Source organism: Marinimicrobium sp. UBA4509 (genome assembly GCF_002388575.1).
Classification (GTDB): domain Bacteria; phylum Pseudomonadota; class Gammaproteobacteria; order Pseudomonadales; family Cellvibrionaceae; genus Marinimicrobium; species Marinimicrobium koreense.
Map to the genome: position 1 here is coordinate 2,556 of NZ_DGMV01000072.1, position 11,072 is coordinate 13,627.

Below are 11,072 nucleotides of genomic sequence, written 5' to 3' on the forward strand. Positions count from 1 at the left end.
CGGATGCGCCCGACATCGAGGTGGAACGCCTGGCCTGGGAAGACGGCAACTGGCAGACACAGGACACCGTCAACTGCACGCCGTCAGATAAAAAACAGACCTGTGAATTCAGCCCCGCCGACAGCGGGCAGTATCGGATTTCCGCCACGGTGACGGACACCGAAGGCCGTCAAAGCCGCTCACAGATTCACCTTTGGGTCGCCGGCCCCATAAACGACATCGGGCCCACCTATGAGGAGCAACCGCGCGTCCAACTGATCCCCGATCAGGATGAATACGCCCCGGGTGATACCGCCAACGTTCAAATACAGACACCCTTCACCGAGGCGCACACACTGGTGACCGTGCAGCGCCAGGGGCTGGTCGAGGTGGACTATCACTACCTGGAGGACGGTACCCATACGCTGGAAGTACCCATCAAAGACAACTACCTGCCCCAGTTGGTGGTCACCGCCGAAGCGATTGGCGGAACACCTGCCGAGGGCCAATCATTGCCCCAGATAGCGGTCGGAGAATTGACACTGCCGGTCAGAAACACTCACCGTCAACTGAGCGTCGAGGTCACCCCGAGTGCGGAAGCCTTTAAACCCGGCGACCCGATTGAGGTGTCCACCCGGGTAACCGGCCCGCAGGGCGCGCCCGCGGCGGACGCAGAAGTGACATTCTATGCGGTTGATCAGGCGGTATTGGATATGGCGGGCTACACCCTGCCCGACCCACTAACTGAAATGTATAGCGCAGCCATTAACGGTGTTTTTGAATACCGGTCGCGAGCGGAGATACCGCTAGTCCCAAAAGACGCGAACGACGGTCTAGTCGAAGAAGTCATGGTTTCGGGAGTACGCGCCATAGAAATGTCGATGGCCGTAGATCGCGGCCCCGGCGAAAGCGCAAACCCGACCGTCACACTGCGCCAGAACTTCAGTGCCCTGGCCACCTTTGAATCCACGGTTACCCTGGATTCAAAAGGCGAGGCAAATGTCTCCTTCACGCTACCGGACAACCTCACCCGCTATCGCATAATGGCGGTGGCCCACACCGAGCAGCAGTTCGGTGCAGGGGGTGCCCAGATAGACGTTGGCTTGCCCCTGATGGTCCGCCCTTCCCTGCCGCGCTTTCTGAACCTGGGCGACCGGGCCGAATTGCCCGTCGTGGTACAGAACACCACCGACCAGGCCATGACCGTTGAGCTCGCGCTGCGGGCCAGCAACCTGACACTGAGCGGCGCCCCCGGACGACGGCTGACCATTCCCGCCAACGACCGGCGCGAGGTCCGCTTCAGTGCTGAACCGATTCAGGTGGGTGAAGCCCGCGTGCAGGTGATCGTCCGCTCCGGCGAGCGACTGGATGCGGCCGAAGTCGCCGTTCCCGTTCAACGCCCCGCCACCGACGAAGCCTTTGCACAATACGGCAGCCTGACCGAGGGCAATAAATTTCTACAGATCGACGTCCCCGATAACGTCTATCCGGATTTTGGCGGCCTGAGCCTGACTACCAGCAGCACCCAGTTCCAATCCCTGCAGGACGCCTTCCTGTACCTGTACGACTACCCCTACGGCTGTGCCGAACAACTGGCCTCACGCCTGATGGCCATTGCCAGCCTGAATGAATTACTGGGCACATTCAATGCGGAAGGCTTACCGGATGAGGCGGCCATACAACAAAGTGTTGGCGACCTTCTGGGCCGATTGGAAGAGCTGCAGAATCGCGATGGCGGCTGGGGCTTCTGGATGCGCAATGAGACGTCTCAGGCGTATCTCTCAGTCCACGTCACACACGCCCTGTTGCGAGCCCGTGAGGCGGGCTACGAGGTTCCGGCCAGGGTTCTGGAGTCGGCGCTGAGCTATACCCGCTCCGTCGCCCAGCAACTCCCCAAATCCATGGCGGAAAAACCCGGCAATAGCGTGCTTGCCTACAGCATCTATGTGCAGGCCCTGGCGGGTGACTCAGTTGCCTCCGCTGCCATCGATCATTTCCGGCAGACGGAGAGCGAGCTGAGCCTTGAAGCCATGGGCTGGTTATTGAGCGCCACGGCCAACGAGCCGAGTGCGGAGCCGCTGCACGAAAACATCCTGCGCCGCCTGACCAATCAATTGCGAGAAACTGCGGCCACCGCCTCTTTTGTGGAAGACTATGCCGGTGGCGGGCACTGGGTGCTGCACGGCAGTCGACGCACCGACGCGGTGGTTCTGGACGCACTGCTAAGCGCCCGCCCGGACAGTGACCTGATCGAAAAACTCGCGCGCGGGTTGGTCAACCACCGCCGCAATGGCCACTGGGGCAACACTCAGGAAAACGTCTTCGTCCTGCTCGCCCTGAAACACTACTTCCAGGCCCGGGAAGCCGAAGTGCCCGACCTGACCGCTCGGGCCTGGCTGGGTGACCGCTACCTCGGTGAGCAATCCTTTCAGGGCCGGGGCGGCAAGCCCACCCGCACCGGGGTTTCAATGAGTGAACTGCAAAGCGGCGAACCCACAACCACTCTGGCACTACAACACGAGGGACAAGGTCGTCTCTACTACCGAATCGGAATGGAATACACCCCGGCGGATTTACAACTGGATGCCGCCCGACACGGGTTTCAGGTGGCGCGCCATTATGAAGCCGTCAATGATCCTGACGATGTCACACAGGCCGACGACGGCACCTGGCACATCAAAGCCGGCGCCGCCGTGCGTGTGACGCTCACCCTCACAGTTCCCGCCCGGCGCCACCACGTCGCCCTTACCGACCGCCTGCCGGCGGGCTTCGAAGCACTCAATCCCGCCCTGGAAACCAGTGCGCCGATCCGGGAGAACGAACGAGGAATCATGGGCAGCCGAATCCGACCCGGGCACTGGTACAACCACCAGCAACTGCGCGACGACCGCGCCGAAGCCTTCAGCACCCAACTGGAACCCGGCGTGTATCACTACGAATACACCGCGCTGGCCACCACGCCCGGTGAGTTCGTGGTACCACCGGCCAAAGCCGAAGAGATGTACCAACCGGAAACTTTCGGCCGCTCGGCCACAGAAACCGTCCGGGTGGTCGAAACACCATGATGGCCCGCAGAGCCCGTAGGTCGGATTAGCGCCCAGCGCGTAATCCGACAATCGCTGCCCCGCCTCCGACACACACGGAACCTGTTCTACCGGGATGTCGGATTACGCTTCGCTAATCCGACCTACTCGATTAGCTCATAGGCCTTTTCCAGGAACTGCGGGTACAGCTCCTCGCGCTCATACATATTTCGGTAAAAGAGCGCGATCATGTTCTTTTCCGGGTCGATAATATAGGCCGTACCCAAAAGTCCGCCCCAGGCGTAAGCGGAGTCGGATACCGCCGGTACCGGCTCCTTTTCATCGTTATACAGCTCAAAACCCAAGCCAAACTCAAACGGTCGGCTCGCCAGCGGCAGGCGATTTACCGTGGTCATCAGCTCCACGGTTTCCGGCTCAAGAATCCGCTGGCCGTTAAACTCGCCCTTGTTCAACAGCATCTGGCAGAACTTGGCGTAATCCTCGATCGGGCCATTCAGGCCAATGGCGCCCTCCGCATAGGTCTGCTGTTCGGTGACAGCACCCTTGATATACAACTCCGTACCCGGCACCAACTCACCGTCGATTGCACGGTAAGGTTTGACGAAGCGATCAAAATCTTCCGGTGCATGAAACCAGTCGGTATCGTCCATACCCAATGGGTCCAGCACGTTTTCCTTCACGTAGTCACGCAGCGGCTGCCCGGAAATCCGCTCAATCAGGTAACCCAGCATGTTGGTGCTCAGGTGATAGTGCCACTCCGCGCCGGGATCAAAGCCCAACGGGTACTCCGCCAATGCGAGCATTTCCTCTTCCAGATACTCTGCGCTGAAATCCCCACCGGAGGTATGCTGACCGATGGGTACGAAATCAGGCTCCTTTCCGCCAAAACCGAGAAACCCCATGGGCTCCCCACTGTGCTGCTTACGGAGCTCCCCCGCCAGATGGGCATCGAAACCCGCCGTATGCGCCATCAGATGCACAAAAGTCATCGGCGTCTCAACCGGGCGTGTCTCATAGCGACCGTCGTCGTGAAGCTCGGTAATGACCTGATCCGGAATACCCGGAAAATACTTAGAGACAGGATCATGGATATCCACCAGTCCCTTCTCCACCAGCGTCATAAACGCGACGGTCGTCACCGCCTTGGTCTGGGAGAAAAGCGCGTAGTAGTCATCCACACTGGCCGGCACGCCCGCCTCCATGTCCCTCCAGCCAAAGGCCTCGGAATACAGTACCTTCCCGTCCCGGGCGACGAACGCCGCCACACTGTTGGTTTTCTTCTCCTCCACAAAGGATTTCAGCAGCGCATCAATCTCTGCCGCCTTGGCCGGATCAGCGCCCACCCGAGCAATGTCCGAAGGGTACTCGAAGCCCTTTGAGGTCTCCGTGGTGGTACAGCCTGCCGCCAGCAACACCGGAACCAGCATCGCCCATCCAATCGTCATTATTTTTTTCATCCGTCGCTCCACTCTCTGTGTTAGACATAGGTCGTTTATGGTACCGTCATTATACGGTATACATCATACAAATCGTCACCCACGCTCAGCCACAGACAGGTTCTTACCATGAGCAACCACGACGACCACCTTATTGTTTACTACGACGGCGCCTGCCCCCGCTGCGTGGCCGACCGCCAGCGCTATGAGCGCCTGGCGGGTAGCGCCGGCGAAGCCGTCCAATGGGTCGATATAACCGGCCGCGATGACGAACTGAAACAGCGTGGAATAGACCCCGACAGGGCCCTGCGCGAACTGCATGTGCAAGATGGCGAGGGGCAGATACACCGGGAGCTGGATGCCTACATCCTGCTGATGCGAAAAACCCGTCTGTTGCGACCCGTAGCGTGGCTGATCGGCCTTCCCGGCATTCGCGGGTTATTATCCCGCAGCTATCACGCCTGGGTGGACCGTCGCTTGAGGAAAAGTGGTCGAGGCTAGCTTGCGGTTGGAAGCAACCCATTTCTCACCGACCAACCTCGACCCTTGTTATCAGTGAATTTCCGACCAACCTTCAACGGTTACACCGTTGTAGCAATCGTCGTCACCAAACGCAGTATCGGGAGTGACCAAGCCACCCCGCTTTATGTTCTTTATTGAATAAATGGCTCGCCATCCACAAGCACCTGTGGCGGCGGACAAATGGACAAACTCGACTTTGTCACCTTGCTCACTCATATACACGACGCCTCTGGCAAGATCGCCGGATTCTGTGGCCTCCGAACCTTCAGGTGGCTGCAGGATCAGTTTCTTAAACGTTGCGGCTTGAACATCAACGACGAACAGGTGAAACGCATCCTGATAGGCGCCGAACTCACAGGTCAGGCTTAGTAACCTCAAGCGCTCCTCAAGAGTAATCCAATGCTTTCGACGGGGCTCACTGCCCTGATTCTCGGTCTTGCAATCGGTAATGTCTAAAGATTTCAGCCAATCGCTATGGGTGTAAGATTCCCACCCCTCTGGCAGCGGCTGCACGAGGTCCTTCCTGTTACCCTCCTGCTGTTTCTTCGCATCGACAGTATCGGGATCACTTTCGGCTTCGGCCGAAGCCTCGCTGGTGTCGGCGCAAGCCGGAACAGACAGAGCCAACCAAAAAAGACCGAGGAGTCCAAGACTACGCATAGTGTGCAAACCTGTTGTTGGGCATCAATCGGAACAGTTTCTGTGCAGAGGAAGCAAAGAGCAGGTCCTCAAAATCCCTGGCATCCCGCGCGATTTCTTCAGCATGATCATTGCCATTGATGATTCAACTGCGAATGAATCAGTTGATTGAGTAAGTAGTCCGATTTCAACGACGTCCCAGGCTTCGATGGGTAGCTCGATTGATATTTATGAGCGTATCGGGATTTACCATACCCACCACAGATTTTTGATAAAGGGATATTTGACGCCCTGTGGCGGGACCATAGATCCCATCCGGCAGCAATGGTTCTTTACCCTGATACAAGTGCTTTGTGCCATTCAGCAAACGCTGGATAAGAAGCACATCAAGAGGAAGGTTAGCGCCGCCATTTCCGACGCTACGCTGTAAAGAGGAGAGATTTACCCTGTTAAACTGACTCGCGTAAGACACCTTACACCTCCTGTTTCCGTGGTCTCTTAAAATTCACTACAGAAAACCAGATCATCCCATAATCGGTTTCCTCGTCACGCAATTATAACGAGTTTAATACCGGTTTTTAGCCGAGTAGCCGGACTTTTGTCACAAAATCAGATAGTGCTGTTTAGGAACATCGATTGGTTGCGGCGGATGCGCGCTGTGCGCTTATCCGCCCTACGGGAAAAGCGCGACAGCACAAAGAAGACCAGAAACGAAAAAGCCCCTGATTCCTTTTGGGAATCAAGGGCTTAAACGATGGTATTTGGTCGGAACGGCAGGATTTGAACCTGCGACCCCCACACCCCCAGTGTGGTGCGCTACCAAACTGCGCTACGCTCCGATTTTGGCTGGCTGTGAGCGGTGCCGTTGGGGCTGTCCGTCACAGGGATGGGCATGATACCGCAAAATCGTGATTTTGCAAGTGCCTGATTTAGCGGGTTTTCAGCACTTCCAGGACTTCTTCCAGCTCGGCGATCATCTGGCCGACGAGTTGGCTGAACTGGCTGGCGTCCTGCTGGGCCGTCTCCCCTTCCATCTGCTGGCGGGCGCCGCCGATGGTGAAGCCCTGATCGTACAGCAGGGCCCGAATCTGGCGGATGGTGAGCACATCCTGGCGCTGATAGTACCGGCGGTTACCCCGACGCTTGACCGGCTTGAGCTGGGGGAATTCCTGCTCCCAGTAGCGCAGTACATGGGGTTTCACGGCGCAAAGCTCGCTGACCTCACCAATGGTGAAGTAGCGCTTGCCCGGAATGACCGGCAATTCGTCGTTATGGCTTGGTTCCAGCATAGGCTTCTACTTTGGCCTTGAGTTTTTGTCCTGGTCTGAAGGTGACCACCCGGCGGGCGCTGATGGGGATTTCTTCCCCGGTTTTCGGGTTGCGCCCCGGGCGCTGGCTTTTATCTCGCAGGTCAAAGTTACCAAATCCGGACAGTTTTACCTGTTCGTTGCTTTCCAGTGACCGCCGGATTTCCTCAAAAAACAGCTCCACGAGCTCTTTGGCCTCACGCTTGTTGAGGCCAAGCTCGTCGTAGAGTTTTTCGGCTAGATCGGCTTTTGTGAGAGCCCCGCCCGACATAGTTCTTATCCCTATCTGAGGGTGGCACCAAACTCCTCTTTCAAGCGTTCCACTACCCGCTCGACCGAGGCGTTGATCTCTTCCTCGTTAAGAGTGCGCGAAGCGTCCTGAAAGGTCAAGCCCAGAGCGACACTTTTTCTATGCGGATCAATACCTTTGCCCACATACACGTCAAAGACCTTTAAGTCTCGCAGTTGCTCACCGGCGTGGCTTTTGACGCAATCGAACAGGCTTTGGGCCGCCACGCCCCGGTCGACCAGCAGCGCCAGGTCCCGACGGACACTGGGGAAGCGGGACAGCGGCTCAAAGGCCGGCTTGCGGGCGGACTTGAGCGCCGACAGGGCCAGCTCGAACACAAATACCGCTCCAGGGATGTCCAGACCACGCTGGAGCTGCGGATGCAGGGTACCGATCACGCCCACCTGGGTCTCGCCCCGGTAAATGGCGGCGGACTGGCCCGGGTGCAGGGCCGGGTGGGCACCGGGCGCCATGCGGAACTCGTCACCGGCACCAGTGAGTGCCAGCACTGCTTCCAGGTCACCTTTGAGGTCGTAGAAGTCCACGGGCTCTTTGGCGTTGGCCCAGCCCTCGGGCTGACGACTGCCATAGATCAGGCCGGCCAGCATGGGCTCCTGACGCAGCTTACCGTCTGCACCGGGGACAAACCGCTGCCCGCTCTCAAACAGTCGCACACGCTCCTGCTGGCGGTTCAGGTTGTGCTGAAGAGTGGACACCAACCCGGGCAACAGGGTCGGGCGCATGACCGCCATATCAGCGCTGATGGGATTGCGTAGGGCGACGGGCTCGATATCCGGCGCAAACTGCCGGGACAGTTTGGGCTCAATGAAGCTGTAGGTGATCGTCTCCTGATAATCCCGCGCCACCAGTTCCCGGCGAATACGCTCCAGGGACAGGCGCCCTTCCGGACGGGCCGGAACGCTCATGGCCGCGGCCAGACTGCGGGTCGGCAGGCGGTTGTAGCCGTAAATTCGGGCCAGCTCTTCGAGCAAGTCCGCCTCGATGGCCAGATCGAATCGGTAGCTGGGCACCGCAAAGGTCCAGCCGGCATCGGTCTGTTCGGTCAGGGTCAGCCCCAGACCGGTCAGGATAGCTTCCACGTCTTCATCCGGCAATTCCAAACCCAGACCACTGGTCACGCGCTCGCGACGCAGACTGACGGTGCGATCGCCCGGCAGGTGGTACTCATCCCAGGCCTTGACCAGCGGGCCGGGCTCACCACCCACCACACTCAGCAGCAGCTCGGTGGCACGTTCCATGGCCTGTTCTTGCAGCTGGTAGTCCACACCGCGCTCAAAGCGGTGGGAAGAATCGGTATGCAGACCATAGCTGCGGGCTTTACCGGCGATGGCGACAGGATTGAAAAAGGCGCTTTCCAGGAAAATGTCCCGGGTTTCGGGGCCGACCGCGCTATCGCGACCGCCCATGATGCCCGCCATGGCCAGGGGTTTGTCCTGGTCGGCGATCACCAGAGTGCCCTCGGTCAGGGTCACTTCCTGATCGTCCAGCAGGACAAGTTTTTCACCCGCCTCGGCCAGGCGTACGTCGATACCGCCGCTGAGCTTGGCGAGGTCGAACGCATGCATGGGCTGGCCCAGCTCCAGCAGCACGTAGTTGGTGACATCCACCACCGCATCGACGCTGCGCAGACCGGCGCGGCGCAGCTTCTCCTGCAGCCACAGGGGGCTGGGGCGACTGATATCAATGTTCCGGACCACGCGACCGACATAGCGGCTGCAGCCTTCCGGCGCGCTGAGGGTCACCGGCCGGGTCTCGTCGTTGACCGGTTTGACCGGAACGATCTCGGGCTCATTGACCGACAGGCGATTGAGAACGCCCACTTCCCGGGCAATGCCCTTGATGCTCAGGCAGTCGCTGCGGTTCGGAGTCAGATCGACTTCGATGATCTGGTCGTTCAGGCCCAGATACTCGCGCAGGTCGGTGCCGGTGGGCGCATCGACGGGCAGCTCCCACAGGCCGTCGTCATCATCGCCGGCTTCCAGCTCGGTCTGGGCGCAGAGCATGCCAAAGGACTCTACACCGCGCAGCTTGGCTTTCTTGATTTTGAAGTCGCCGGGGAGCTTGGCGCCGACGGTCGCGAACGGCACCTTGATGCCTTCACGGGCGTTGGGCGCACCGCACACCACCTGCCGGAGTTCATCGCCCTCGCCCGCCACTTTACACACGCGCAACTTGTCCGCGTCCGGGTGCTGTTCGACCGAGACGATTTCGCCAACCACCACGCCGGTGAATTCGCCCGCAACCGGGTCAACAGCATCCACTTCCAGGCCCGCCATGGTGATCTGAGCGGCCAGTTCATCGGTGGTGATGGCCGGGTTTACCCACTCCCGCAACCAGGATTCACTTACTTTCATAATCGGACTCTTAAAACTGTTTCAGGAAACGCAGGTCGTTTTCGAAGAACAGGCGCAGATCGTTCACGCCGTAGCGGAGCATCGCCATGCGCTCCACCCCGAGCCCAAAGGCGAAGCCACTGTAGACTTCGGGATCGACGCCAGAGGCGCTGAGAACGTTGGGGTGCACCATGCCGCAGCCCATGATTTCAATCCAGCCGGACTGCTTGCACACCCGACACCCCTTGCCGCCGCAATGGGTACAACCGATGTCCACTTCTGCCGAGGGCTCGGTAAACGGGAAATAAGACGGACGAAAGCGCACGGGCACATCGGCCTCGAAAAACGACTTCAGGAATTCGTCCACTGTGCCTTTCAGGTCGGCAAAGCTGATGCCCTTGTCCACCACCAGGCCTTCAATCTGATGGAACATGGGGGTATGGGTCAGATCCGAGTCACAGCGGTATACCCGTCCCGGGCAGATGATGCGAATGGGCGGCTTCTGGTTTTCCATGGTGCGCACCTGCACGGGTGAAGTATGGGTGCGCAGCACGTGGGTATCGTCCACGTAAAAGGTGTCGTGCATCGCCCGCGCGGGGTGATGGGACGGAATATTCAGGGCTTCGAAGTTGTGATAGTCATCTTCGATTTCCGGGCCCTCTTCCACGGTGTAACCCACCGCGGCAAAAATGGCTTCGATGCGCTCAAGCGTGCGAGTGACCGGGTGCAGGCCACCGGTCTGGTTGGCGCGGCCCGGCAGGGTCACATCCAGGGTCTCGGCGGCGAGCTGAGCATCGATGGCCGCTTTTTCCAACGCCGCCTTGCGCTCGTTCAGCGCGTCCTGAACCTGATTCTTGGCTTCGTTGATTTTCGCCCCGGCCGCAGGCCGCTCTTCAGCGGACAGCTTACCCAGGCTTTTCATCTGGGCACTGATACTGCCTTTCTTGCCCAGATACTCGACCCGGACCTTGTCCAGGCTGGCCAGGTCATCGGCGTCTTGTACCTGCTTGAGCGCCGCTTCGGTCAGCGCATTGAGATTTTCCATCAGTCAAAACCCAAATTCTTTGGTTTATTCAATAAAAAAGGGGAACTGAAACCAGTCCCCCCTCTTATCGCGCTCATTCAGACACGTTACCGTGTCAGACGTTGTTGACGATTAAGCAGCCAGAGCTGATTTAGCCTGTGCAACAACGACGGCAAACGCCGCTTTGTCGTGAACGGCCAGATCGGCCAGTACGCGACGGTCGAGAACGATGTTGGCTTTCTTCAAGCCGGCGATCAATTTGCTGTAAGTCAGACCTTCAGCGCGGGACTGGGCGTTGATACGCGCGATCCACAGCTGACGGAAGTTACGCTTCTTGTTGCGACGGTCGCGATAAGCGTACTGACCGGCCTTGATAACCGCTTGTTTGGCTACGCGGAATACCCGTGAACGGGCTCCATAATAACCTTTTGCAGCCTTAAGAACTTTCTTGTGACGACGGCGTGCTTCCACACCACGC

At 58.8% G+C, this 11,072-nt stretch carries 10 protein-coding genes and 1 tRNA gene; 2 read left to right on the plus strand and 9 right to left on the minus strand.

The genetic code is table 11. The features are described from left to right. On the plus strand, window positions 1-3,044 hold a 3,044-nt coding region (locus tag B3520_RS13765; protein WP_286876310.1), incomplete at its 5' end, for an alpha-2-macroglobulin family protein. A gap of 122 nt (window positions 3,045-3,166) precedes the next feature. Here B3520_RS13765 and B3520_RS13770 read toward each other — a convergent pair. Then, window positions 3,167-4,468: a serine hydrolase domain-containing protein gene (locus B3520_RS13770; protein ID WP_286807214.1), complete on the minus strand. Its 1,302-nt coding sequence runs from the start codon at window positions 4,466-4,468 to the stop codon at window positions 3,167-3,169. Window positions 4,469-4,588: 120 nt separating this feature from the next. On the opposite strand from B3520_RS13770, the gene B3520_RS13775 reads away from it, so the two are divergent. Continuing rightward, window positions 4,589-4,960 (plus strand): thiol-disulfide oxidoreductase DCC family protein, encoded by a 372-nt coding sequence (locus B3520_RS13775; protein ID WP_286807213.1) that lies wholly within the window; start codon window positions 4,589-4,591, stop codon window positions 4,958-4,960. Window positions 4,961-5,011: 51 nt separating this feature from the next. On the opposite strand, the gene B3520_RS13780 is transcribed toward B3520_RS13775, so the two are convergent. The 8 genes from B3520_RS13780 to rplT form a co-directional block, all read right to left on the minus strand. Beyond that, a complete protein-coding gene (locus B3520_RS13780; RefSeq protein ID WP_286807212.1) occupies window positions 5,012-5,641 on the minus strand; it encodes a hypothetical protein in 630 nt (209 codons plus the stop codon). 166 nt (window positions 5,642-5,807) lie between these two features. After that, window positions 5,808-6,092: a peptidoglycan-binding domain-containing protein gene (locus tag B3520_RS13785; protein WP_286807210.1), complete on the minus strand. Its 285-nt coding sequence runs from the start codon at window positions 6,090-6,092 to the stop codon at window positions 5,808-5,810. A gap of 290 nt (window positions 6,093-6,382) precedes the next feature. Next, a tRNA-Pro gene (locus B3520_RS13790) sits at window positions 6,383-6,459 on the minus strand. 90 nt (window positions 6,460-6,549) lie between these two features. Next, window positions 6,550-6,909, minus strand: coding sequence for a MerR family transcriptional regulator (locus B3520_RS13795; protein ID WP_024459888.1), 360 nt, complete (start codon window positions 6,907-6,909; stop codon window positions 6,550-6,552). Then, window positions 6,890-7,198, minus strand: coding sequence for an integration host factor subunit alpha (ihfA, locus tag B3520_RS13800; RefSeq protein WP_024459887.1), 309 nt, complete (start codon window positions 7,196-7,198; stop codon window positions 6,890-6,892). Before ihfA ends, B3520_RS13795 begins: the two co-directional genes overlap by 20 nt. A gap of 11 nt (window positions 7,199-7,209) precedes the next feature. Next, a complete protein-coding gene (pheT, locus tag B3520_RS13805; RefSeq protein WP_286807209.1) occupies window positions 7,210-9,591 on the minus strand; it encodes a phenylalanine--tRNA ligase subunit beta in 2,382 nt (793 codons plus the stop codon). Window positions 9,592-9,601: 10 nt separating this feature from the next. Then, a complete protein-coding gene (pheS, locus tag B3520_RS13810) occupies window positions 9,602-10,615 on the minus strand; it encodes a phenylalanine--tRNA ligase subunit alpha (protein WP_024459885.1) in 1,014 nt (337 codons plus the stop codon). Between the two features lie 111 nt (window positions 10,616-10,726). Then, window positions 10,727-11,072: 50S ribosomal protein L20 (gene rplT / locus B3520_RS13815; protein WP_286876311.1), on the minus strand; the 346-nt coding region annotated here is incomplete at its 5' end.